Raw genomic sequence first — 24,633 nt, 5'->3', positions numbered from 1 at the left:
GATTGATCCCATCACTTATTCGTTCTAGTTTCCCAATCCTTCAAGAATTGATCGATACCTTTGGCAGTTAACGGATGTGCGAATAAACTTTTCAACACGTTGAATGGTGTCGTCGCGATATGAGCTCCAGCTAGCGCGGCGGCGGTAATATGCTGAGGATGTCTGATCGAAGCCGCAATGATCTGCGTGTCAAGATCGTGGATAGTGAAAATGTCAGAAATGGTCTCGATTAATTCGATCCCGTTTTGTCCAATATCGTCTAAGCGCCCAATGAAAGGTGAGACATACGTTGCGCCAGCACGTGCTGCGAGTAATGCTTGATTGGCACTAAATACAAGCGTGACATTCGTTTGAATGCCTTCTGCTGCAAATACAGAGCAAGCTTTTAATCCTTCTGGTGTCATCGGCAATTTAACCGTAATATTCTTCGCTATACTTGCTAGCTTGCGCCCTTCTTCAATCATTCCTTCTGCATCTAACGCGATGACTTCTGCGCTGACAGAGCCAGGTACGAGTGCTGTAATTTCTTTCAAGCGATCATGGAATGAAATATTTTCTTTGGCGACTAATGAAGGGTTCGTTGTCACACCAGACACAATGCCCCAGCTATGCGCCTCTTTTATTTCGTCAAAGTTTGCGGTATCTATGAAAAATTTCACGTATGTTGTCCTCCTAGTAGTTTACTCTTTTGTTCAAATGAAAAGAAGGAGAAGTAATACGCTCCTCCTTGTCTTTCTATGCGATTACCTCATCGTTATGCTTGCTGCGAACTACCAAATTCACGCATTTTACCAATGACTGTTTCTTTGATAGCTTCGCGCATCGGTGCAAGAAATTTACGAGGATCGTATACTTCTGAATCTGCTTGAAGTATTTCACGTACAGCCTTTGTACCTTGAATTTGGTTTTCTGTGTTGACGTTGATTTTCGCAGTACCCAATGAGATAGCACGCTGAATATCTTTCAACGGAATTCCGGTACCGCCATGCAATACTAACGGAAGGTCACTTTGCCCGGAAATCTCTTCCATCTCTTTAAACCCTAAGTTCGGCTCTCCTTTATACGGTCCATGTACAGAACCGAGCGCTGGAGCAAGGCAATCAATGCCCGTCTTTTCTACAAGTTCTTTACATTCAGCAGGATCTGCATAAATAACACCTTCTGCGATTACGTCATCTTCTTGTCCACCGACAACTCCCAGTTCAGCTTCTACAGATACATTATGCTGTTTTGCTAAGTCCACGACTTTTTTCGTGATTTCAATATTTTCTTCGAGTGGTTTGGAAGACGCATCGATCATTACAGATGTAAAACCAGCTTCTATAGCTTCTTTACATTTTTCAAAGCTAGAGCCATGATCCAAATGAATAGCGACTGGCACAGTTGTACCGTATTCCTCCATTAACCCTTTTACCATCATGACGACAGTTTTAAAGCCACCCATATAACGAGCTGCGCCTTCAGATACTCCTAAAATGACAGGTGATTTTTCTTCTTCAGCAGCCTGTAGAATAGCTTGTGTATATTCTAAATTATTTATGTTAAATTGACCGACAGCATATCCTTGTTTTTTTCCTTGAATCATCATTTCTTTCATTGACACGAGTGGCATGCAGAATTCCTCCTTGGATTTACAGCGAATTTTATATGAGTTCATTATACTTTCTACTCTCTAGCATAGCAAATCCATTTCATTATTACTACTGTCAAACGTCCGTTAATTGCAACCTTTTTAAGACTGCATCTCTTACTTCAAAAATATCAAACGGCTTTGTAAAATGATGGTCGATGCCTAGACTACCAGCTTCTTCAGTCAACTCAATTTCACTATATGCCGTCATCATCATCACAAGGGCATCAGGAGTTTGTTTTCTTATTTCACGAAGGACTTCTACACCATTCATTCCAGGCATTTTCATATCTAATAAGATACAGTCAGGATTCATTTCCCCTAAAATATTCAAGGCTTCTTTTCCATTTGAAGCTAACGATGTTTCTAAACCAGCTTGCCTGAATATTTCTTCCAACAACAATCGTATTCCAGGTTGATCGTCAATTATTAATATTTGTTTCAATGATTTCCCCCCTATTTCACCAGATTATGTTTTAGTTATTTTTCAACAGAAGTAAATATTCATAGATTTTCTAATCTATATAGTTACTGTATATTATTCGCAACTATCCCAAGAATTCCTCTAATTTTCTAAAATCGTTTTTTTGCACTTCTATCTTTCGTCTACTATACTGATACTTTGGAGGGATGAAAGTGAAAATATTGACGACACAGGTTAGAGGGCTGTTAGAACGAATTGCGAGTGGGCAGGAGGAAGCAATTGAAGAAACTGCACGTTTGCTTGCTCAGGCGTTAGTTGGTGAAGGACGAATCGTCATTGCTGGATTCGGTGAAATGGAAGCGATCACCCTGACTGCATTACATGGTTCTGAACCACTACGGCAAGCCATTCGCTATACGGAGGATACTGTACCTACTGCAGCCGATCGCGTTTGGCTGATAGTGAGAAAAGCCGATGAGCCTAAAGCCAACCAATTGGCAACACAACTAGCTGAGCAGTTCATCCCATTTGCTGTGTTAGCGGCAGATCCTGATGACGAATCAAATACACTTGCAAAACTTGCATCTACTTATATTTCTACCGGAATAAAAAAGGGACTTCTTCCTGGACCAGATGGCGAACGGATCGTCCAACCACACGCACTCACTGCGCTCTTCATTTACGAAGCCGTCAAACTATCGATCGATGAAATGTTAGAAGACATTGATTGATATGGATAAAACGATAAAAGAAATGCCGACAAAAGGTTTCGACCTTCTGCCGGCATTTCTTTTTATTATCGGTTATCCAGTGCTGCACGAATAAATTCGCGGAACAATGGTTGTGGACGTGTCGGACGGGATGCAAACTCTGGATGGAACTGGCAACCCATGAAAAACGGATGCTCTTGTAATTCCATAATTTCAATCAAACGTCCATCCGGGCTAATGCCTGATACGATAAATCCTGCTTCTTCTAACTGTGCACGGTACGCTATATTCATTTCATAACGATGGCGGTGACGTTCGTATACTAACTCTTCACCATACGCATTGTATGCTTTCGTATTTTCTGCCACTTTACATGGATACGCGCCAAGACGCAATGTGCTGTCTGCTTCATCTGCTGTCTTGCAATCTGGGTGGAAAGTCGTCACATGGTGTTCTGTGTCCGTGTCGAATTCCAATGAATGTGCATTTTCTAGACCCATGACATTACGCGCAATTTCCGTAGCTGCCAATTGAAGTCCTAAACTGATACCGAAAAACGGAACTTTATGTTCACGAGCATACGTAATTGCTTCGATTTTCCCGTCAATCCCACGGTCTCCGAAACCACCAGGAACAAGAATTCCATCTACATCGCCCAAGTATTCCTCAACATTTTCTGCAGTAACTTCTGCCGAATTAATCCACTTAATTTCAATATCTGCATCGAATGCGTAACCTGCATGACGCAAAGATTCAACCGCAGAAATATACGCATCTTGTAGTTCTACATACTTTCCGACAAGACCGATTTTAACTTTTTCTTTCAGCGATTTAACTAATGTCACAAGTTCTTTAACTTCTGTTAGTTCCGGTTGCGGTGTTTCTAGTCCAAGGAAATCGACAACAATCTGGTCCATATGTTGTTCATGTAGTCGAAGTGGCACTTCATATAATGTTTCAGCATCTAGCGCTTCAATGACTTCTTCCGGCTTGATATTACAGAATAACGCAATTTTATCTTTCATTTCTTGTGGCACTGGATACTCACTGCGTACAACAATCATATTCGGTTGGATACCAAGACTTCTCAATTCTTTCACGCTATGTTGCGTAGGTTTTGTTTTCATTTCACCCGCTGCATGGAGGTACGGGATCAGCGTATTGTGAATGTACATGACGTCATCTTTTCCTAAATCTGTCTTTAGCTGGCGGATCGCTTCAAGGTATGGCAGTGACTCGATATCCCCTACACTTCCACCGATTTCCGTGATGACTACGTCTGCATTCAACGTTTCGCCTGCACGTTTGATAAGTTCTTTAATTTCGTTGGTAATATGAGGAATAACCTGAACGGTAGCTCCTTTATATTCACCACTGCGCTCTTTTCGCAACACGAGATCATATACTTTTCCCATCGTAACGTTGGAGTATTGATTACATTTAATATCAATAAACCGCTCATAATGTCCGATATCGAGGTCTGTTTCTGCGCCATCTTCAGTAACAAACACCTCACCATGCTGATATGGACTCATCATACGTGGGTCAATATTGATATACGGATCGAATTTTTGATTGGTTACTTTCAATCCTCGATTTTTGAGCAATCTTCCTAGTGATGCTGCATTGATCCCTTTGCCCAAAGACGATACGACTCCACCGGTGATAAAAATATATTTTGTCATGTGTACTTCCTCCATTTGTTCTATTTACATGCTCGAAGGCTAAAATGAAAAATCAAAAAAGCGCCCCACTTGTAGCCTAACTACAATAAGGAGCGCGTATACACGAATTCATGTGTCCTTTTCAGGAGCCCATACAAATCTTATATTCCCAGGCCCAAAAAGTCAAGTCTTGTTACTCTTTTTCTTCCTCGTAATCCTCGTCTTCTTCCTCTTCCTCGTCTTCTTCATCGAGGTCAATTTCTTCGTCCGGGATTACTTCTAAATCGTCATCAGGATCAATCAAGTCTTCTTCAATCTCAATGACGTCCTCTTCTTCCTCGTCGTCATCATCTACGTCGTCCTCTTCTTCGCCAAGCTCTACGTAATCTTCATCGAAGAGTTCTTCGTCTTCATCGTCATCTTCAATTTCTTCATCTTCGTCGTCATACGCTTTTTTCTTTTTCTTTTTGCGGACTTTTACGACTGGCGCTGTTTCCTCTTCGATTTGATCAACTGGATACCATTCGCGCAATCCCCAACGGTTGTCTTGGATCGCAAGAAATCTGCCATCAATGTTCAAGTCTGTGTAAAATTGAACAAGCTTTTCTTTCATTTCTTTCTCGGAGACGCCTGTAATTTTTCGGATTTCGTCCATTAGTTGCTGTAATGTAAGCGATTCGCGTCGTTCTGTTAAGATTTGGTAGGTAATATTGATGAACGATTCTTCTGCTAGTTGTTCTTTTGTCATTTCGTGGATATTCAATGTATGGCACGTCCTTTCTTCAATCAATTACGCGTTGACGATTCATCAACGATTTTATCTGGAACCAGATAAGCATACTTTACATTATATACATTTCGACTTCCAATATGCTACATTCTTTTGCTTCTCTTTACGTTTCTGTATTCTTTGATGGTCAGACATCCCAAATAAATGGCTGCAAAGGAAAAGGGGATTGCTCCTAGGCCGCTGCTATAAAAGATGAATGTGAGAAGAAACAGAAGTACAATTATGACCGTATGATGATACCATCTCACCTTCAACACATCCCTTTCTCTCTGTTCTCTTCATTATACTGATAAAATTACCAATTTATCCACTGTGAGGATAGTGATTTTTTATGTATATGGTTTGTGATAACTTTTTGTACATTCATTTTTAAGATTTATGAGCGCGCGCAATCCTATTTCTGCAGTAAATCCCAAAAAAGCTGCGTGAATTACGCAGCTTTTCGAATTTGATTACATATTTCGACGGTACTGGCCGCCTACTTCATATAATGCGTTAGTGATTTGACCCAAACTTGCAACTTGAACGGTCTTCATTAGTTCCGCAAACACATTGCCTCCTGACACCGCTGTTTGTTGGAGGGCTCCCAATGCTTTTTTCGCTTCTTCTGCGTGAGTAGACTGGAATTCTCGCAAGTTACGGATTTGCGCTTCTTTCTCTTCCTTCGTTGCACGTGCCAATTCCATATTATCGATATCTTCTTCAGAAGGCGGATTTGGATTTAAGTACGTGTTGACTCCGATAATCGGTAATTCACCGGAGTGTTTTTTCATCTCATAATACATGGATTCTTCTTGGATTTTCCCTCGCTGATACTGAGTTTCCATCGATCCAAGTACGCCGCCACGATCATTTAGTCGATCAAATTCTTGCAATACGGCTTCTTCCACCAAGCTCGTCAATTCCTCGATAACGAATGCACCTTGCAACGGATTTTCATTTTTCGACAATCCGTGTTCTTTCGTGATGATCATCTGGATCGCCATCGCACGGCGCACCGATTCTTCCGTTGGCGTCGTGATCGCTTCGTCGTAGGCATTCGTATGCAACGAGTTACAGTTGTCCTGTAGCGCCATTAAGGCTTGCAGCGTGGTACGGATGTCATTAAAGTCGATTTCTTGCGCATGCAGACTGCGGCCAGAAGTTTGGATATGATATTTCAACTTTTGACTACGTTCATTGGCACCGTATTTGTCGCGCATCGTGACTGCCCAAATACGTCGCGCTACACGACCAATTACCGTGTATTCAGGATCTAAACCATTGGAGAAGAAAAACGATAGATTCGGTGCAAAGTCATCAATATTCATGCCGCGACTCAAGTAGTATTCGACATACGTGAAGCCATTTGCCAACGTGAAGGCTAGCTGCGAAATTGGATTAGCCCCTGCTTCCGCAATATGATAGCCCGAAATGGAGACAGAATAATAGTTACGTACTTTTTTATCAATGAAATACTGCTGAATATCGCCCATCATTCGTAGTGCGAATTCTGTTGAGAAAATACACGTATTTTGCCCTTGGTCTTCTTTCAGGATATCAGCTTGTACTGTGCCCCTTACCGTTTGAAACGTCATTTCACGCACTTCAGAAAACTCTTCGACAGTTAGCGTGCGTCCAAGCTCTTCTTCTTTTTTTCGCACTTGCTGATCGACCGCTGCGTTCATGAACATTGCCAAAATGATTGGTGCGGGTCCATTGATCGTCATTGATACGGAAGTAGATGGCGCACAGAGGTCGAATCCATCGTACAGCTTTTTCATATCTTCAAGCGTACAGATACTTACCCCCGACTCTCCTACTTTCCCGTAAATATCTGGCCGTTCGTCAGGATCCTCTCCGTAGAGCGTGACTGAGTCAAATGCAGTTGATAAACGTTTAGCGTCATCATCTTTTGACACGTAATGAAATCTGCGGTTCGTACGCTCTGGCGTTCCTTCGCCTGCGAACTGGCGCTTTGGATCTTCACCTTCTCGTTTGAATGGGAAAACGCCGCCTGTATATGGGAATGCACCCGGCACATTTTCATTGTAGACCCAGCGCAAAATCTCTCCATAGTCTTTAAACTTCGGCAAAACAACTTTAGGAATCTTCAATCCTGATAAACTGGTTGAATTAAGAGCCGTACGAATCTCTTTATCTCGGATCTTCACTACATATTCATCTTGCTGGTAGGATTCTTTTAATGATTCCCAGTTTTTCAGGGTACGTTTTGATTCACTTGTCAGCTGTTCTTCCACACCCTCTTTTAAACTATTCAATGAATCCAAGAGTGCTTCATTGGAATCGTTCTCCTTCACAGCTTCCATCGCGCCTTCTAATTGAAAAAGGCGACGCGCAAGGTCTTCTTGCTGTTTCGCTTTCGCATGGTAATTGCGAACAGTTGCCGCGATTTCTCGTAAGTAATGACTGCGATCAGGTGGAATGATGACTGTTTGTTTTTGCATAGTAATGGATTCCGCGTAGCTGGTAGTCCAGTCCAAATCACATGTTTTATTCAACCGATCAACAAGTGCAGCAAACAAGATATTGGTCCCTTTATCATTGAATTGGCTTGCGATCGTACCAAATACCGGCATCTTTTCTAGCTCATCATCAAACAATAGATGGCTACGCTGATATTGCTTGCGAACTTGACTCAATGCGTCTTCCGAGCCTTTTCGTTCAAATTTATTGATGACAATTAGATCTGCGAAATCAATCATATCGATCTTCTCAAGCTGTGTAGGTGCTCCAAACTCACTTGTCATAACGTACATGGAAACATCGGATATATCAGTGATTTGCGCATCGCCTTGCCCGATCCCACTGGTCTCAACAATGATCAAGTCATAACCAGCTGCTTTGGTCACATCTAGCACGTCATGAATCGCTGTCGTCAACTCAGAACGGGAACCTCGTGTCGCCAAGCTGCGCATGTACACACGATCATTAAAAATAGCGTTCATGCGAATTCGGTCACCTAGTAAGGCACCACCTGTTTTTTGTTTCGTCGGATCGATCGAAAGGATGGCTACGCGTTTTTCTGGGAATTCCTGCAGAAAACGCCGGATTAATTCATCAGTTAATGAACTTTTTCCTGCGCCTCCTGTGCCCGTAATCCCGAGAACTGGCGTCTGTTTAGAAAGGCTTCGTGCGTGCTGTAGTAGTTGTTCCGATGCTTCGTCCTTCTGCAAATGCTTTTCTTCAACATAGGTAATTAAATTGGCCAGAATGCCAGGTGTCTCCGCAGAGAGTTTTTCTAGGTTCGCTTCTTCATTTTCGGGAGTCGTGGAGAAATCGGATAGCTCCATGATGCGATTGATCATTCCTTGTAGACCCATTTTCCGTCCATCCTCCGGGGAGAAAATCCACTGAATGCCATAGTCGTGTAACTCTTTGATTTCCTTCGGGATGATCACTCCTCCACCACCCCCGAAGATTTTAATATGGGAAGCGCCTCTTTCTTTCAGCAGATCATACATGTATTTGAAATACTCCACATGGCCGCCTTGGTAGGAAGAAATCGCGATACCTTGCACGTCTTCCTGAATGGCAGCGTTTACAACTTCCTCGACAGATCGGTTATGCCCCAGATGAATGACTTCCGCACCGGTCGACTGCAAAATTCTTCGCATAATATTAATAGACGCATCGTGCCCATCGAATAAGCTAGAAGCCGTCACAAAACGGATATGATGCTTCGGTTTGTAAATTTCCTCAGTTGCCATTTGCTCTCCATCCTTCCCTACTCTTTGATGTCCGCCACGGAACATTGCCATGGCGGAGTCTCTTTTTTATTTTGCTAATCCATTGATGATTTGATCGGTCTGCATTTGAATATATCGTTCCAATGAATAATTCTTTCGCAACGCCCATCTACGGAATGACCACATTTGCCCCTGCACGAGAATATGATGCGCCGCGAGCGTCACTTCATCCGGTCCGATGCGGAGATTGCCAGCCTCCATACAGCGTTGCACAATCGTTTCGAATAATTCCACCATCTCGAGCTCTTTATTGAGCACATAACGGAGCGCTTCATTCGGCAACGATTTGGATTCTTGATACATGACGACAAACTCATCGGACATATCATCAATCAGCTCATAGTATTTAGCAATCGCCACACGTAGCCCTTCCACCGTGTTGTCGCTTGTATCCAATTCAGAAAGACGGACCTTCACCTCGTGATAAATATGATCGCAAACGAGATATAATACGTCTTCTTTCGTGCGGATATACTCGTAAAGTGTGCCGATACTGAAGCCTGCTTCCTTGGCGATTTCACGAGTCGTCGTACGATGGAAACCTTTCGCAATAAACAATTTCACGGCGCCACGGCTAATTTGTGCACGTCTTTTCTGAATTAGTTCTTCATCTTTCACGGTAGATTTCACTTCATGTTTTGGCATTGGGTACCCTTCCCCCCTGTTATTTTGTCAGCATACGCGAGATGACGAGACGTTGTATTTCTTGTGTTCCTTCGTAAATTTGAGTGATTTTCGCGTCACGCATATAGCGTTCCACTGGATAGTCCTTTGTATAACCATAGCCACCGAATACTTGAACGGCTTCAGTTGTTACTTTCATTGCGGTATCACCCGCCATTAGTTTTGCCATTGCAGATGCCTTGCCGTATGGTAGATCATTAGACTCTAGCCAAGCAGCTTGGTATGTCAATAGGCGGGACGCTTCAATGGATGTAGCCATGTCCGCCAGCTTAAAGCTAACTCCTTGGTTGGCCACTATCGGTTTGCCAAATTGTACTCGTTCCTTCGAATAGGCTACCGCTGCATCAAGCGCGCCTTGTGCAATTCCAACCGCCTGTGCTGCAATTCCATTTCGACCGCCATCGAGCGTTTTCATCGCAATGATAAAGCCGTCGCCCTCTTCACCCAATAAATTTTCTTTCGGTACACGGCAGTTATCCAAAACGACTTCCGTTGTAGGTGAAGAACGAATCCCCATTTTCTTCTCTTTTTTACCTACAGAAAAACCTTCACATGTACTTTCGACAATAAACGCACTCGTCCCTTTATGTTTGGATTCTGGATCGGTGACTGCAAAGACGATATACGTATCGGCAATTCCGCCATTGGTGATGAAAATCTTTGAACCATTCAGCACGTAGTCGTTCCCATCTAGTTTCGCTGTCGTTTTCATACCGCCCGCATCTGAACCGGAACCTGCTTCCGTTAAACAGTATGCACCGACTTTCGTTCCTTCCGCAAGTGGCCGTAAGTATTTTTGTTTTTGTTCTTTATTGCCGTATTTAAATAGTGGCCAACCTGCTAATGAAGTGTGCGCAGATAGGACAACGCCTGTTGATGCGCAGACGCGTGATAGTTCTTCTACTGCGATGACGTATGCTAAGTAGTCGCTGCCGATACCGCCGTATTCTTCAGGCCAAGGAATACCGGTGAGTCCAAGCTCCGCCATCTTATGGAAGATGTCCATGTCAAAGCGCTCTTCTTCATCACGCTCTGCTGCAGTTGGCGCAACTTCCTTTTGTGCAAAATCACGTACCATTTTACGAATCATTTCATGTTCTTCTGATAGTTTAAAATCCATTATTCTCCCACCCTTTATGTTTTTTAATGAAATTTTTTTATTTGAATGAATCCTTCAGGCTTGCGGTCCGGGGATTGAAGCTCCAGACGGGACGCTTTCCTGGGGGCGTGCGGTGAGCCGCTTCCTTCGCTTTGCTCAGTCCAGGGTCTCACCTCCCAAGGAGTCGCCCGTCTTCCACTTCAATCCTTATAGATAGTGTGGAATGGTAAAGGTGAAGTTTCCTGTAGTTATCAAGGTAGTGATATGGCAAGACAAACCTATTGATTAAATATCTCAATTCGTTTAACAAGAATAATTATCTAGTGAATCGTAGTGGAAGGCGGCGACTCTGGGAGGATCAGCCTGACAGATGAGACAACCAATGAGCGCAGCGAAGGTTGGCTCACCGCAGGCCCTCCAGAACGCGTCCGCCTGGAACGCAGAGTAACGGTAACCTTTCACTCTCCCACTTTCGAAAACTAAGCCAATGATCATCTCATTCAGAAAACCGATATTACACCCGCAACGCTAAGTAGACGGACGCGCCAAAACCCTATCGGAGCGAGCCATTCTCTTGGCGAAGCGAGCATAACTCACGCAGCAACGAGCCAATCACCGCTCCCACCGAACCAAACACTAGTTGGACCGAACCAATCGTTCGTTGCACCGCGCCAATCCTCAAATCGTCAAGCCAATGTCACCCTGTCACATGCTTTGCAATGACGACTCGTTGGATTTCGCTGGTGCCTTCGTAGATTTGTGTGACTTTGGCGTCGCGGAAGTAGCGTTCTACCGGGTAATCTTCTGTGTAGCCGTAGCCCCCGAAAATTTGGACGGCTTCAATCGAGTTGTCAACCGCTGCTTGAGAGGCGAAGAGTTTGGCCATGGAGGCTTCTTTGCTGCACGGTTTATTTTCTGCGCGTAGCCAGGCAGCACGATAGACTAATAATCTTGCTGCTTCTGTTGCGGTTGCCATATCTGCTAATGTAAAACCTACCCCTTGATTGACAGCTATTGGTTTGCCAAATTGTTCGCGTTCTTTGGCGTAGGCAGTAGCAGCTTCTAGTGAGGCTTCTGCGATACCTAGTGCTTGTGCAGCGATTCCAATTCGACCAACATCTAAGTTCGCCATGGCGATTTTGAAGCCAGCACCTTCTTCACCTAGCCGATTTTCCAACGGCACTTTCATATTATCGAAGCTCAGCGCGACAGTTCTTGATCCGTGTAGGCCCATCTTCTGTTCATCCTTACCGATCGATAGGCCAGGTGTATCTTTATCAACGATGAACGCCGTAATACCATACGTACCTTTTTCCGGTGCTGTGTTAGCGAAGACGATATAGACATCTGCTTCGCCTCCGTTAGTGATAAATATTTTGGAGCCGTTGATGACATACTGATCATCTATTCGCTTCGCTTTCGTTTTCAAGGAACCTGCATCAGATCCGGAAGAAGCTTCCGTCAAACAGAACGCCCCTAAATATTGCCCGGATGCCATTTTTGGTAAATAGCGATTTTTCTGCTCTTCATTGCCAAAGTAGAGGATGGGATTCATTCCCACTGAAGTATGGACAGACAAGATGACCCCCATGACGGCGCTTACTTTAGATAACTCATGAATAGCGATGATGTATGAGAGGAAGTCCATATTGGAACCTCCGTATTGCTCGGGTGCTGTAATTCCCATTAATCCGAGTTCACCCATTTTGTCTAGCAGTTCGCGCGGAAATTCTCCCGCCTCCATTCGTGGAATCCATGGTTCAATCTCTTTTTTCGCGAAATCACGGACCATTTGGCGCATCATCTGTTGTTCTTCTGATAAGTTGTAATCCATCTTCTTCACCTCGCGCTTTCGGCTGCATTTAATCGTAAGTATAAAAACCTCGTCCTGCTTTTTTGCCATACCAGCCTGCTTTCACATATTTACGCAGTAGCGGACATGGACGATATTTCGAATCACCGAAACCTTCATAAAGCGTTTCCATAATATACAGGCATGTATCAAGCCCAATGAAATCTGCTAATTGTAGCGGTCCCATCGGATGATTCATACCCATTTTCATGACGTCGTCAATCGCTTCCTTTGTCGCAACGCCTTCATACAGTGTGAAAATAGCCTCGTTGATCATCGGCATCAATACTCGATTGGCGACAAAGCCTGGGTAGTCATTCACTTCAACAGGCGTTTTTTTCAACTTCCTCGTCATCTCTTCTACTGCCATATACACCTCGTCGTCCGTGGCGAGTCCACGGATAATTTCTACAAGTTGCATAACAGGCACTGGATTCATGAAGTGCATACCAATCACTTTGCCTGGACGTTTTGTTACGGCTGCAATTTCGGTGATTGGCAATGAAGAGGTGTTAGTTGCTAGTATCGTATGTTCTGGTGCGATTTCGTCCAACTCAGCGAAAATCGTTTTTTTCACTTCCATGTTTTCGAGAGCTGCTTCAATTACAATGTCTGCACTTTTTGCATTTTGCAGATCAAGCGACTTTGTAAATCGACCAATTACTTCTTGCTTTTCTTCCTCAGTCATCCTTCCCTTTTCCACGTTACGAGACAAGTTTTTCGTGATGACTTGGAAACCACTGTTATAGGCCTCTTCATTAATATCATGTAGTGTTACTTGGTAGCCTGCTTGCGCGCAAACTTGGGCAATCCCTCCACCCATTTGTCCTGCACCTATGACAAACACGTTCTGAATCGTCATCTAGAATGCCTCCTATCAGTTCGTTTTCGGTACTTCGATCATGATTGCATCGCCTTGCCCGCCACCTGAACAAATGGCCGCAATGCCGATTCCACCGCCTCGACGTTTTAGCTCATTGGCTAGTGTTAAAACGACACGTGCTCCACTAGCACCGATCGGATGACCAAGTGCGACAGCGCCACCATTAACGTTCACTTTCTCTTCATCTAAGCCTGCGATTTGCGAGCTTACAAGAGCTACAGCTGCAAAGGCTTCATTTATTTCAAATAAATCGATTTCTTCGAGGGATTTCCCAGTTTTCTCAAGAAGTGATTTGATCGCGTGTCCTGGAGTTTCCGGGAAGCGTTCCGGCTCAATGGCCACTTCCGCATGCCCCAAAATGACAGCTAGCGGCTCTTTCCCTTGTTGTTTCGCTTGATCCTCGTTCATCAGCACAACCGCACATGCTCCGTCATTGACACCAGGTGCATTGCCTGCTGTAATTGTGCCGTCCTTATCAAAAGCAGGACGCAGTTTTGCCAATGACTCTAGTGAACTACCTCTGCGTGGCGCTTCATCTTCTGAAACAATAAGAGGCTCACCCTTGCGTTGCGGAATACTTACCGCTGCGATTTCTTCTTTGAATAGTCCGTTATCCATTGCAGCCAATGCGCGCTCATGACTTCTCAACGCCCATTCATCCTGCTTTTCACGACTTAATGAAAATTCAGTTGCCGTACTGTTGCCGTATGTTCCCATATGAACGCGATTCGGTGAAAATGCACAAGATAATCCATCGTAAATCATGCCGTCTACAAGTGTGCTGTCACCCATTTTCAATCCAGACCGCACGTTAGGCAAATAATATGGTGCATTAGACATCGATTCCATACCACCTGCGATGATCACGCTTTCTTCACCTAATCGGATCAGTTGGTCACCCAATGTAATACTGCGCATTCCGGAAGCACATACTTTATTAATCGTTTCCGTCTTGACGTGAAAAGGAATTCCGCCTTTTGTTGCTGCCTGTCTGGAAGGAATTTGACCTTGCCCCGCTTGTAGCACAGTACCCATGATCACTTCATCGACTTGATCGCCTGTGATTCCTGCACGTTCCAAAGCTGCTTTGATCGCTACTCCTCCGAGATCGCTGGCCGTTTGTGTTTGGAAAGCTCCCCCCAGCTTTCCAAATGGCGTTCTTGCACCTTGTAAAATAACAGTTCTCGTCATTCCATTCCCTCCTACTTTTATATCGACTGAACGCTCGCTCGATTACTAATTAATAAAAAGAAGGGCACAAAGTCCCTCTTCTTTAGAAAATAATCTAATTGTTAGCGTTTTAGATACTCTAATTGTACGATATTACCACGTCATTCGCAATATTTTAATTTCGCGTTCCGTCCGTGTTATTCGGCATTTCATCCGCCTTTTCGACCGTTGCAGCCATTTCAGGTTCCAGATTCACTTCTTCAGCTAGGTCTTCTACCACTTCTGGTTCCGTTTGTTGCTCTCCAAAAATAGAGCGCTCCAACAATTCTGCTATATCGTATGTGCCGACTTGCTCTTCTACTTCAATGGCTTTCGTTCCGTCAGACAACATCGTCAAGCAATAAGGACAACCGGATGAAATGATTCCTGGGCTGACTTCCATTGCTTGTTCGGTACGTGCCACATTTACGCGCTGGCCCGTATGTTCCTCCATCCACATCATGCCACCACCTGCTCCACAGCACATACCGTCCTGACGATTACGTTTCATTTCGACCAATTGTACGCCAGGAATCGCTTTAAGAATTTCTCGCGGCTGATCGTAAACATCGTTATAACGGCCTAAGTAACAGGAATCATGGAACGTGATCGTTTCGTTGATTGCATGTTTCGGAACTAATTTGCCCGCCATGACCAAATCATATAATAGCTCGGTATGATGCTTGACTATCGCTTGTAGTCCAAAGTCCGGATACTCGTTCTTAAAAATATTGTATGCATGCGGATCGATTGTGACTATCTTTGAGACATTTGCTTTTTCAAATTCTGCAATATTGGCAGTCGCTAGTTCTTGGAATAAAAATTCATTTCCTAAACGACGCGGCGTATCTCCCGAGTTCTTTTCTTTATTGCCGAGGATCGCGAAACTAACGCCAGCTTCATTCAATAGATGCGCGAACGCCAATGCGATCTTCTGGGAACGGTTATCAAAAGCACCCATCGAACCGACCCATAACAAGTATTCGAAGTCTTCTCCTGCTTTTTTCGCTTCTTTGACCGTTGGAATATGCAAGTCAGGACGCGCATCTCGCCAGTTTTCTTTCTCTTTACGGTTCAAGCCCCACGGATTTCCTTGGCGTTCGATATTCGTCATCGCGCGTTGTGCATCCGCATCCATTTTCCCTTCCGTCATGACTAAATAACGGCGAAGGTCGATGATTTTATCGACGTGTTCATTCATGACAGGACATTGATCTTCACAGTTCCGGCAAGTCGTACATGCCCAGATTTCTTCTTCTGTGATGACGTCACCAATCAATGAAGGACTGTACAACTCATCGATTATCACGCCTTCCGCAGTCGCAGCTAGTGCCAGCTGGTTCCCTTTCGACTGATTGAACATGACCTGCGGTACCCACGGTTTTTGTTTCGTCATCACTGCGCCTGTATTCGTTAAGTGATCACGCAATTTCGTAATCAAATCCATTGGCGACAACATTTTACCAGTGCCTGTTGCTGGACACATATTCGTACAGCGGCCACATTCTACACATGCATAAAAGTCGATCATTTGGGCTTGCGTGAAGTCGGTAATATGACCAACGCCAAGTGTCGGCATCTCCTCTTCATCTTCTACTTCTTCCAATGCTGCAAAATCAATTGGCTTCAGCCGCCCTGCATGATCAAGGCGGTGAAAATAAACATTCACAGGACCAGCGATCAAGTGCGCATGCTTCGATTGCGGTACGTAGACCAAGAATGTCAGAAGCGTCAGCAGGTGCACCCACCAACCGATGAAGAACACACCGATCGCTACTACTTCTGGAACTCCACTGAATGCCATCGCAATGAGCGAGGCCATCGGTTCAGTCCACGTCGTTCCTTCATTGTGCCAAATCATGTTTGCACCATTTGCGACGAGAGTGGAAACCATTAGAGTTCCAATGAAAATTAGAACTAATCCTGATTTCCAACCACGTTTTAATCGGACGAGTTTCTCTACATAACGGCGATAAAACGCCCAAACAACGGCTACTAATATCAAGAACACGACGATTTCCTGAAAGAAAGTAAACGCTGGATACAACGGTCCAAGTGGCAGATGCGAACCTGGTTTCAATCCTTTCCATATGAGGTCAATTGCCCCGAATTGAACAAGCAAGAATCCATAGAAAAACAGAACATGGATAGCGCCACTCTTTTTATCTTTCAATAATTTTTTTTGTCCAAATACATAGACCCAGATTTTTCTGAGCCGTTCTCTCACATTGTGATCGAATTCTTCCTTTTTCCCCAATCGTACAAATTCGGTACGGGTTTTCAATAGATATAAAAATAGTCCGACTCCGTAGATAGTTACTGCTAAAAATAACACCCAGTTTGCAATGAGTAATGCATTCATCTTCGTTCTCCCCTTCCTCTGAACTTCGTAAGACCCCTAATGATCAATCGCTTACAAGTAATTTAGCGTATGTACAGTGTAAATTATGAATGAGCATTCAGTCAACAATTTTTTGAAAATTTATTGAAAACACATCGCTAAAGTATATACTTGAAAGCATATTGAGTGAGTGGTCCGGGGTATTCGTTTCAGACGGACACTTTCCGCAGGTATGACTTGAGTCGTTCTCCAATACAATCAAACTTAATAAAATGTGGAGAATTACTAGTATACCTGACAAAATACACGGGTTTCTTTCCGTTGAAATTAAATAGTAAAGTTAAGAACATAATTCGTTTTAAAGCGTTATGTAAAGGCTTATTGTTTGTTGGTGTTTGTAAACAAACATTAGAAAGGTAAATAGATGCAAAGTGATTTTCATCTTCACAATATTAATATAGTAAAATCCACACTTTTATGATAGCGTTTTCATTATATCACACGATTTAGTTGAAGGGAGTTGAAATGATGTATTCATTGTACTGTCGGCTGTTTCAGCGTGCGTTTAAAATGGGCATGCAATTTTTGCCATGGAGAGAACCGAAGTTGTTGACGGGGGCGGGTAGTTTAGGGAATCTACCGGTGAAAATCAAGAGCTTAGGTATTGGAAGTGTATTGATTATTACGGATCGCGATATTGTAAAGTTGGGGCTACTGGATGAATTGTTGATAGGGCTGAATTCATTGGACATTAAGTATTTGGTCTATGATCGGACGGTACCGAATCCGACGATTGATAATATAGAAGAAGCACGTGAATTATACAGTACGAATCAATGTGAGGCACTCATTGCGTTTGGTGGCGGTTCGCCGATTGATTGTGCTAAAGCGATTGGGGCGCGTATCGCAAGACCGGATAAGAGTATTCCACAATTGAAGGGACAATTACATGTACGCAAAGAAATTCCGACGCTCATTGCTGTACCTACGACTTCCGGAACTGGAAGTGAGGCAACGCTGGCAGCCGTCGTGACGAACAGTGTGACGCATGAGAAATACGCCATTAATGATACGGTGCTAATTCCACACTATGCGGTACTTGATCCATTGCTGACTCTTAAACTGCCGCCAGCAATCACAGCGGCTACGGGTATCGATGCACTGACCCATGCAGTGGAGGCGTATATTGGGAAAAGCAATACAAAAGAAACAAAGCAATGGGGCCGAGAAGTGGTCCAGTTAGTTTTCCAAAATTTATTCGAAGCGTATGTTAATGGGGATAATCTAGAGGCTCGAAGAAATATGCAATGGGCTTCTCATTTGGCAGGCAAAGCCTTTACCCGAGCGTATGTTGGAAATGTACATGCTATCGCGCACACTCTCGGTGGATTCTACAATGTGCCTCATGGGCAGGCGAACGCCATCATCTTGCCTTATGTTTTGGAGTATTACGGCAGCCGTGTTTACGAACCGCTTGCTGAGCTTGCAGATGTGATCGGTGTTTCTTCACCATCGGATACGAAGCGAACGAAAGCTGAGAAGTTCATTAGGGAAATTAAGGCTTTGAATCGAGCGCTAAATATTCCAGAGAAAGTGAGTGGGATTGTGGAGAAGGATATTCCATTGATGGTCAGACGAACAGCGGCAGAAGCCAATCCTTTGTATCCCGTGCCGAAAATCCTGAGTAAAACTCAGTTTACGGAGCTTTATTATTTGATTAAGGAGTAAGGCGTCTTTGTTTGGCTTGTTACACAAGACGTTTGGCTCGTTTCGGCCTAGCTTTGGATCGGTGTTGTCTGTTTTTCGCTCGGTTCTTAAAGACTTTGGCGCGATAAAAGGCCATATTGGCTCGGTTTGCGAGAAGTTTCGCGCGGTCCGCTTTATGACTCCCAGCACAATAAAAAACAGAAGCACGAGTTTCTACGCTCTGGCTTCTGTCTGCTATCACTCACTTTTCCTTCTTTTCATTTGTACGGAATACCTTCGCACTGCGGACGTATTCGTTATCCGGTATGCCAAGACGCGCGTTGACAATACGAGCAGCTACGAAAAGGTAATCAGATAGTCGGTTCAAGTAGCGCTGAACGACTGGCGATACGTCGTCTGCTGCGTTCATCAATGTCACTGTGACTCGCTCTGCGCGACGGGTAATGGTGCGGGCGATGTGCAAAGTGGCTGCAGCAGGTGAGCCGCCTGGCAAGATGAAGCGTTCCAGTTCGGGTGCTTCTTCCATTAGTTTATCTATTCGCTCTTCCAGCACGGTGATCGGAGCTTCATCTAACTTATAATGCCGTTCTTTCATGACATTTGCCAAGTCACCGCCACCGTCAAATAGTTCATTCTGTATTGTCTCTAGATCAGTTAAAATATCTGCAAACTTGTCACCTTCAAGCTCCGTCATCGCTTTTCCAATAAAAGAATTCAATTCATCAATCGTGCCATATGCTTCGACACGCAAATCATCCTTTGCCACGCGCCCTCCGATCAAGCTCGTTTTGCCTTTATCTCCAGTTTTCGTATAGATTTTCATATCATTTCACTCCTTTTTATAGTTTGGGGAATACCGTACCAAATTCGTGTAATCTCTGTCGCTTCCTTGAATAATTGCTGATACAATCGGCCGCATCGATCACGCAACTCACGCTGTTCCGGTTCGAGAGGGACAATGCCGCGACCGATGTCCGTTAAGATGAACACTGTATCATGCATGCTGACGAGGCGCACTGCTTCGCTAGCTTCCGACTCACTAAGTTCAGAACGTCTTAGCCAATCCTGCAAACCTGAGATGATTAACCTCTCCTCAGGTGCCGCAGATGCTACTGTTTCCATTGTACAGAAGAACGCAGGTTGATCTCCAATCCAGCGTCTTACATACTCCGTTTTGCCGTTATAGGCACCTCCGATAAAGATGTGCATGGCTGTCCCTCCTTCCATTGTTGCTCATCTTCCCACTCGAATTGCCAGACCGAACCGTTCGATACCGTCCATTCCCAAAACGTGCGCGGATCTGCTGAAAATGTTTCTAACAGTAACCGAATCACTCCCCCATGCGTCACAACAACGGAATCATTCGGCAAGTCTTGAAGTGCATCTAGTATTCTCACCTTTACTTGTTGCAAAGTTTCCCCGTTACGTGGCGCCACTTGCCAAGGGTCAGCCAGCCACCGCCTATAGGCAGCATCATCTTTTAATTGTTCGTACGTTTTCCCTTCGAAATCTCCAAAGTTACACTCCCGCCATCGAGAATCAGCTTGGTACATCGCTTCAGGAAAATAAATGGCGGCCGTTTGATGCGCTCTCCGTAAATCACTTCCATACACTTGGTTCACATCGATCGGAAATTCAATGGAATCTCCTTCGTCACGTGCCAGCCCGATATCCGTCCAGCCGCAATATTGTCGCTTTTTATTTGCATTTGTCGGCAAATGCCGGATTAAAAATAAGCGATAAGGACGAGCCATAAAAGCACCTCCATTCCTTCGATAAATGCACCACACAGATCACCTGTCACACCGCCAAAGTGTTTGACGGTCCAGCGTCGATACAAATAGACTGCGATTACTAGAGTAGCTATCATGACAGGAACGATAACCAATGAATCGTATAGAACACCTAGTCCAATGACAGTGAGGATGCTGATGAGACCACTTGCAGCCTGCATTCGCTTTTTTAGAAAATGTTGCTTAAAAAAATGAGCCAACCCGTTATGTTTTGCCGTCTTTGTCGTAGTGAAATAAACTACCATCGTGGCTCGCGACAAAATAGGAACTGCCACGAGGAATGCCCAGCCGTTCTCCATCCCCATTATCTCCATGAACAAGCCAACCTTTAAACCGAGCAAGACAAGCAATGAAATGGTTCCGAACGCACCGAGTCGAGGATCTTCCATAATCGTTAGACGTTTTTCACGGTCCTGATACGAAAAAAAGGCATCTCCGAGATCCGCGAAACCGTCCACATGCAAGCCTCCTGTCGCCACAATTCCTACCAACAGTATCAGCATCGCAACGAGGAAACTATTAAAGCCCAACATGTCTCCGCCAATATATGCAATCGTACCAAGCAGCAAGCCAATTCCTCCACCGATGAGCGGCAAGGCCATATACATGCCAGAAACCTCTTTTTTTCCGAGCGGCAGTTCTCTTTGAACGGGCAGCGAAGTGAAAAATTGGAGCGCCAATAAAATGCTATTCATCACGTCACTCCTTTAGGCCAAAATAGATTTGATCAACGGCCAGTTCATATGTTTCTTGACGTGCTCCGCCCATTGTTCATAGACATCAACACCCGACGCAGCAGGTTTTGTGTCACGTTCCATATCTTCTTCAGGGATTCCGTGATTCTCTAAAACTGGAATAACACCAGCGACCGGAGTGCCTGTGTATTGTTCAATGAACTCCACCCCATCTTGGAAGTACGCCATATCACCATAAAATTTATTGATAATAATGGCTTTTATTCGCTGCTGTCTTTCGGGAGAGAGCAATTGAAGCGTACCGACAATCGAAGCGATCGCTCCACCTTTTGAGATATCCGCAACTAGCACGACCGGCACATCCGCCAATTCGGCAACTCGCATATTCGTCAGCTCGCGATCCATAAGATTTACTTCCGCTGTACTTCCTGCCCCTTCAATGATCACTGTATCGAAGTTTTCCGATAGATGTTGAAGGGCTAGCTTAATTGTATCCATACCTTTTTCGTATAACTGCTCACGAAATTCCTGACCGCCTATTGTGATCATAGATTTTCCCATGAATAACACATCTGATTGCAATTGCGGTTTGGGTTTTAATAAAATTGGATTCATTTCCACAATTGGTGCAGTCCGTGCAGCTTCCGCCTGTTGAAATTGCGAACGGCTGATTTCAAGGCCATTTGGCAATTTCACAGAAAAGCCAGACATATTTTGTGATTTAAATGGTGCCACATTTATTTCTTCATTGGCAAGAATACGACAAAACGCGGTGCAGATCATGGTTTTCCCAACATCTGATGCCGTACCGACGACCATCAATCCATTCATTGATTGTCTCCTTTCCAAACCATTGGCAATCCATAGTCCATTTCAATTGCCACGTCACAGCACTCAACGATTCGAACGTGTAAAGCACCAATGGTCTTCCGGTAAAGCTCCGTTTCTTCTTCATAATATGGCCATTCATCGAGCACTTCATTGGAAACGATTACAAGCTGATCGATAATTTCTGTCATTTGCTCAATCGTGCACAATAATTTCTGTTGCTTCTGCTCTAGACAACCAGGCCGTTGCCAGCAAGGTCGTCCTTCTTCAATGCCTTCGTACATTTCATTTGCCAACCACGTCGTCAAACAATCCCATAATACGTAGTCCCCCTGCTGTAGATGAGGCAACACCTGTTGAAAATCTACCGGCTGTTCGATCGTCTGCCAATCAGCTAGTCTACGATCGAGCTGATGCTTCGCGATCCGTTCCTTCATTTCCTGATCAAATGCAACACCGGACGCGATATAGACGAGTCGCCCTGCATTTTTTGCTTGTGTGACAAGTAGCTGTTCGGCATAGGCGCTTTTCCCGCTACGCGCGCCACCACTAATGAAGGTTACTGTTGCTCGAACCATTTTGCCATCGCCTCCCGCAATCTTTCCATCATCGCTTCCGATTTCATACCAACTCGTAACCATCTGCCATCCATTCCGCGGAAATTTTCGGAGTGACGAAGGACGATGCCTTGTCTCAATAAATCCTGATACAGCTGTCTCGCATTTAGTTTCGGTGAAAATACGAGATAGTTTGCTGCCGAGTCGATCACTCGACAATGATGAGCACGCAAAAAGTCAGCCATCTTCTTTCGCTCTACTTCTGCATGATGAATTGCTCGTTCTCGGTATGACGCCTCCTGTAAACAAAGCATACCGATTTCAGCCGCTAATCCGTTCACATGCCAATGTGGTGCTTGCTTTTTTACATTTTCAATAATTTCAGGATGGGCCACCAAATAGCCCAACCGGATGCCCGGGATCGCGTACATTTTGGTCATGGAGCGAACAATGATAACATGCGAATACGTTTCTACTTGATGAATAAATGAATGCTTTTCATCCACAAAGTCGATAAACGCCTCATCCAACACTACTTCTGTCCCGCTAGTTTCCGCTGCATGAATCACAGCTATCAATTCTTCCATCGACGGCAGGATTCCCGTCGGATTATTTGGCGTGCACAAATAAATGGCGGCAGCACGCGGCAAATTGTCTTGAATACGTGAGACAGGCAACCGGAAATTCTCTGCTTCATTCGCTTGGATCGAGATGATTTCTGCTTCACTTGCTTCTAACGTGGCACGATATTCTGAAAACGTTGGATCAATCAGCACGACTCGTTTCCCACGATAACGTTCTGCCAGTAACGACAATAATTCTGCTGCCCCATTGCCGACTAGCACTTGTAGTTCACTGATTCCATGAAATTGTGCAACCGCCCTTTTAAATGGCTGTCCATCTGGATCGGGATAGCTCAGTAATTTGGATATCAAGTCCGGCCATGCATTCGTAATAGATAACGGCATTCCAGCTGGGTTGCAGTTCTCGCTAAAGTCCAACACTTCCTCAGGCTCCACCAAATTCAACGACTCATACAATCTAGTACTATTCGCTCCATGCTCAGGTAATTGCATAAAGTAACACTCCTAACGCTGTAAATAGCAACCAGAAAATCCAGGAGGTTGCTTGCATTTGTTTTATGGTAGAGCGGATGTGTGATGCAGTCGCGGTCACTGGTGGTCCCAGCTTCGCACGCTCAGATGTCCGACCGCGATATGTATTTTTCCCGCCAAGCTGAATGTTTAATTGCCAAGCAGTCGCTGCTTCCAAATAGCCACTATTCGGACTCATATGACGCCTTGCATCACGCAACCAGCCACTAAAACGCTCACGCAACGGCAAGCCACCTTCATTCGAAGTGAACAAGATAATTAGCAGACCCGTAATGCGCGATGGAATAAGGTTAAACAGATCGTCCATTCGTGCGGACACTTTGCCAAACTCGCTATAGTGTTCATCTCGATAACCCACCATTGAATCCAGTGTGTTTACCGCTTTATAAAGCCATAAACCCGGTGCTCCTAGTAAGAATGCCCAGAACAATGGAGCGGTGATCCCGTCTGACGTGTTTTCCGATACCGTTTCAATCGCAGCACGTGAAATACCACCGCTGTCGAGTTTCTTTGTATCTCTTCCCACAATCCAGCTGAGCTTTTCGCGTGCCTCTTTCAAATCACCGGTCTGCAATGGTTCGTAGACAAGAAGTGCCGCATCCCGTAAACTTTTCTGTGCAAGTCCCGCCGCAATGAGCAATGCTTCCACCGCGATGCCTGCAAATAAATGGAGACGATACATTATACTGATCAGCCAAATAACCAAACCAAACGTCATGCCGCAAATGAACAACCACAACAATGCACCTTTTACCGTGCGCATTCTGCCTCTGTTCAACAGCTTCGTCAAATTATGAATCGATGTGCCAAGCCATTTAACGGGATGCGGCCAATTAGGTGGATCACCAATCAACCGATCGAGCACCATCCCAATCGCAATCGCGATAAAATGCGCAGGTATCA

General features: G+C 44.5%; 22 protein-coding genes. 2 read left to right on the top strand and 20 right to left on the bottom strand.

The features are described 5' to 3' along the window. Nucleotides 1-11: 11 nt before the first annotated feature. The 3 genes from fsa to GD002_RS00400 all read right to left on the bottom strand — a co-directional run bounded on the left by fsa (nt 12) and on the right by GD002_RS00400 (nt 2,075). Nucleotides 12-659, bottom strand: coding sequence for a fructose-6-phosphate aldolase (gene fsa / locus GD002_RS00410; protein WP_153730349.1), 648 nt, complete (start codon nt 657-659; stop codon nt 12-14). Nucleotides 660-754: 95 nt separating this feature from the next. Next, on the bottom strand, nt 755-1,612 hold the full coding sequence (locus tag GD002_RS00405; protein WP_153730348.1) for a class II fructose-bisphosphate aldolase: 858 nt from the start codon (nt 1,610-1,612) through the stop codon (nt 755-757). A gap of 94 nt (nt 1,613-1,706) precedes the next feature. After that, complete coding sequence (locus GD002_RS00400; RefSeq protein ID WP_153730347.1) at nt 1,707-2,075, bottom strand: response regulator; 369 nt, start codon at nt 2,073-2,075, stop codon at nt 1,707-1,709. Nucleotides 2,076-2,260: 185 nt separating this feature from the next. Between GD002_RS00400 and GD002_RS00395 the strand changes: the two genes are divergently transcribed. Beyond that, nucleotides 2,261-2,785, top strand: a complete 525-nt coding sequence (locus GD002_RS00395) for a DUF2529 family protein (RefSeq protein ID WP_153730346.1) — start codon at nt 2,261-2,263, stop codon at nt 2,783-2,785. A 65-nt stretch (nt 2,786-2,850) separates the two neighbouring features. Here the strand turns inward: GD002_RS00395 and GD002_RS00390 are convergent, their stop codons facing one another. From GD002_RS00390 to GD002_RS00350, 9 genes are all read right to left on the bottom strand, one after another. Continuing rightward, entirely contained in the window at nt 2,851-4,449 is a 1,599-nt protein-coding gene (locus GD002_RS00390; protein ID WP_153730345.1) for a CTP synthase, read from the bottom strand. A gap of 172 nt (nt 4,450-4,621) precedes the next feature. Continuing rightward, entirely contained in the window at nt 4,622-5,191 is a 570-nt protein-coding gene (gene rpoE / locus GD002_RS00385) for a DNA-directed RNA polymerase subunit delta (protein ID WP_153730344.1), read from the bottom strand. Nucleotides 5,192-5,670: 479 nt separating this feature from the next. Continuing rightward, nucleotides 5,671-8,928 (bottom strand): fused isobutyryl-CoA mutase/GTPase IcmF, encoded by a 3,258-nt coding sequence (gene icmF, locus GD002_RS00380; protein WP_153730577.1) that lies wholly within the window; start codon nt 8,926-8,928, stop codon nt 5,671-5,673. 66 nt (nt 8,929-8,994) lie between these two features. Further along, nucleotides 8,995-9,612 carry a TetR/AcrR family transcriptional regulator gene (locus tag GD002_RS00375; protein WP_153730343.1) on the bottom strand — a complete coding sequence of 206 codons (618 nt, stop codon included), beginning with the start codon at nt 9,610-9,612 and terminating at the stop codon, nt 8,995-8,997. Between the two features lie 19 nt (nt 9,613-9,631). After that, complete coding sequence (locus GD002_RS00370) at nt 9,632-10,771, bottom strand: acyl-CoA dehydrogenase (protein ID WP_153730342.1); 1,140 nt, start codon at nt 10,769-10,771, stop codon at nt 9,632-9,634. A 676-nt stretch (nt 10,772-11,447) separates the two neighbouring features. After that, nucleotides 11,448-12,584: an acyl-CoA dehydrogenase gene (locus GD002_RS00365; protein ID WP_153730576.1), complete on the bottom strand. Its 1,137-nt coding sequence runs from the start codon at nt 12,582-12,584 to the stop codon at nt 11,448-11,450. A gap of 28 nt (nt 12,585-12,612) precedes the next feature. Further along, nucleotides 12,613-13,464: a 3-hydroxybutyryl-CoA dehydrogenase gene (locus GD002_RS00360; RefSeq protein WP_153730341.1), complete on the bottom strand. Its 852-nt coding sequence runs from the start codon at nt 13,462-13,464 to the stop codon at nt 12,613-12,615. A 15-nt stretch (nt 13,465-13,479) separates the two neighbouring features. Then, nucleotides 13,480-14,676 (bottom strand): acetyl-CoA C-acetyltransferase, encoded by a 1,197-nt coding sequence (locus GD002_RS00355; RefSeq protein WP_153730340.1) that lies wholly within the window; start codon nt 14,674-14,676, stop codon nt 13,480-13,482. A gap of 154 nt (nt 14,677-14,830) precedes the next feature. Next, a complete protein-coding gene (locus GD002_RS00350) occupies nt 14,831-17,056 on the bottom strand; it encodes a (Fe-S)-binding protein (protein ID WP_153730339.1) in 2,226 nt (741 codons plus the stop codon). Between the two features lie 507 nt (nt 17,057-17,563). Between GD002_RS00350 and GD002_RS00345 the strand changes: the two genes are divergently transcribed. Next, entirely contained in the window at nt 17,564-18,763 is a 1,200-nt protein-coding gene (locus GD002_RS00345) for an iron-containing alcohol dehydrogenase (protein WP_153730338.1), read from the top strand. 220 nt (nt 18,764-18,983) lie between these two features. Here GD002_RS00345 and GD002_RS00340 read toward each other — a convergent pair whose 3' ends face one another. Genes GD002_RS00340 through cbiB form a run of 8 tightly spaced genes read right to left on the bottom strand, consistent with a single transcriptional unit; the run spans nt 18,984 to nt 24,631 of the window. Beyond that, complete coding sequence (locus GD002_RS00340; RefSeq protein WP_153730337.1) at nt 18,984-19,565, bottom strand: cob(I)yrinic acid a,c-diamide adenosyltransferase; 582 nt, start codon at nt 19,563-19,565, stop codon at nt 18,984-18,986. Then, nucleotides 19,562-19,951 (bottom strand): bifunctional adenosylcobinamide kinase/adenosylcobinamide-phosphate guanylyltransferase, encoded by a 390-nt coding sequence (locus GD002_RS00335; RefSeq protein WP_153730336.1) that lies wholly within the window; start codon nt 19,949-19,951, stop codon nt 19,562-19,564. Before GD002_RS00335 ends, GD002_RS00340 begins: the two co-directional genes overlap by 4 nt. Then, nucleotides 19,903-20,496 (bottom strand): histidine phosphatase family protein, encoded by a 594-nt coding sequence (locus GD002_RS00330; protein WP_153730335.1) that lies wholly within the window; start codon nt 20,494-20,496, stop codon nt 19,903-19,905. The genes GD002_RS00335 and GD002_RS00330 overlap by 49 nt, the downstream gene beginning before the upstream one ends. Then, the gene (cobS, locus tag GD002_RS00325; protein WP_153730334.1) at nt 20,469-21,230 is read right to left on the bottom strand and encodes an adenosylcobinamide-GDP ribazoletransferase; all 762 of its coding nucleotides are present in this window, start codon (nt 21,228-21,230) and stop codon (nt 20,469-20,471) included. Before cobS ends, GD002_RS00330 begins: the two co-directional genes overlap by 28 nt. Before the next feature lie 12 nt (nt 21,231-21,242). Further along, a complete protein-coding gene (locus GD002_RS00320) occupies nt 21,243-22,061 on the bottom strand; it encodes a cobyric acid synthase (protein WP_153730333.1) in 819 nt (272 codons plus the stop codon). Next, entirely contained in the window at nt 22,058-22,636 is a 579-nt protein-coding gene (locus GD002_RS00315; protein ID WP_153730332.1) for a bifunctional adenosylcobinamide kinase/adenosylcobinamide-phosphate guanylyltransferase, read from the bottom strand. Before GD002_RS00315 ends, GD002_RS00320 begins: the two co-directional genes overlap by 4 nt. Further along, nucleotides 22,618-23,691: a threonine-phosphate decarboxylase CobD gene (gene cobD, locus GD002_RS00310; protein WP_153730331.1), complete on the bottom strand. Its 1,074-nt coding sequence runs from the start codon at nt 23,689-23,691 to the stop codon at nt 22,618-22,620. Before cobD ends, GD002_RS00315 begins: the two co-directional genes overlap by 19 nt. Further along, nucleotides 23,678-24,631, bottom strand: coding sequence for an adenosylcobinamide-phosphate synthase CbiB (gene cbiB / locus GD002_RS00305; protein ID WP_153730575.1), 954 nt, complete (start codon nt 24,629-24,631; stop codon nt 23,678-23,680). The genes cobD and cbiB overlap by 14 nt, the downstream gene beginning before the upstream one ends. Nucleotides 24,632-24,633: the final 2 nt, after the last annotated feature.

Origin of the sequence: Sporosarcina obsidiansis, assembly GCF_009651005.1 — a bacterium.
GTDB classification, from domain to species: domain Bacteria; phylum Bacillota; class Bacilli; order Bacillales_A; family Planococcaceae; genus Sporosarcina; species Sporosarcina obsidiansis.
Note: the sequence above shows the minus strand (reverse complement) of the source record. Positions and strands in the feature narration are given on the sequence as shown.

Coding starts and splice junctions, on each gene's coding strand:
- GD002_RS00405 (WP_153730348.1), bottom strand. CDS start 1,612: ATGCCACTCGTGTCAATGAAAGAAATGATGATTCAAGGAAAAAAACAA.
- GD002_RS00395 (WP_153730346.1), top strand. CDS start 2,261: ATGAAAGTGAAAATATTGACGACACAGGTTAGAGGGCTGTTAGAACGA.
- GD002_RS00390 (WP_153730345.1), bottom strand. CDS start 4,449: ATGACAAAATATATTTTTATCACCGGTGGAGTCGTATCGTCTTTGGGC.
- icmF (WP_153730577.1), bottom strand. CDS start 8,928: ATGGCAACTGAGGAAATTTACAAACCGAAGCATCATATCCGTTTTGTG.
- GD002_RS00375 (WP_153730343.1), bottom strand. CDS start 9,612: ATGCCAAAACATGAAGTGAAATCTACCGTGAAAGATGAAGAACTAATT.
- GD002_RS00370 (WP_153730342.1), bottom strand. CDS start 10,771: ATGGATTTTAAACTATCAGAAGAACATGAAATGATTCGTAAAATGGTA.
- GD002_RS00365 (WP_153730576.1), bottom strand. CDS start 12,584: ATGGATTACAACTTATCAGAAGAACAACAGATGATGCGCCAAATGGTC.
- GD002_RS00360 (WP_153730341.1), bottom strand. CDS start 13,464: ATGACGATTCAGAACGTGTTTGTCATAGGTGCAGGACAAATGGGTGGA.
- GD002_RS00355 (WP_153730340.1), bottom strand. CDS start 14,676: ATGACGAGAACTGTTATTTTACAAGGTGCAAGAACGCCATTTGGAAAG.
- GD002_RS00350 (WP_153730339.1), bottom strand. CDS start 17,056: ATGAATGCATTACTCATTGCAAACTGGGTGTTATTTTTAGCAGTAACT.
- GD002_RS00345 (WP_153730338.1), top strand. CDS start 17,564: ATGTATTCATTGTACTGTCGGCTGTTTCAGCGTGCGTTTAAAATGGGC.
- GD002_RS00340 (WP_153730337.1), bottom strand. CDS start 19,565: ATGAAAATCTATACGAAAACTGGAGATAAAGGCAAAACGAGCTTGATC.
- GD002_RS00335 (WP_153730336.1), bottom strand. CDS start 19,951: ATGCACATCTTTATCGGAGGTGCCTATAACGGCAAAACGGAGTATGTA.
- GD002_RS00330 (WP_153730335.1), bottom strand. CDS start 20,496: ATGGCTCGTCCTTATCGCTTATTTTTAATCCGGCATTTGCCGACAAAT.
- cobS (WP_153730334.1), bottom strand. CDS start 21,230: ATGAATAGCATTTTATTGGCGCTCCAATTTTTCACTTCGCTGCCCGTT.
- GD002_RS00320 (WP_153730333.1), bottom strand. CDS start 22,061: ATGAATGGATTGATGGTCGTCGGTACGGCATCAGATGTTGGGAAAACC.
- GD002_RS00315 (WP_153730332.1), bottom strand. CDS start 22,636: ATGGTTCGAGCAACAGTAACCTTCATTAGTGGTGGCGCGCGTAGCGGG.
- cobD (WP_153730331.1), bottom strand. CDS start 23,691: ATGCAATTACCTGAGCATGGAGCGAATAGTACTAGATTGTATGAGTCG.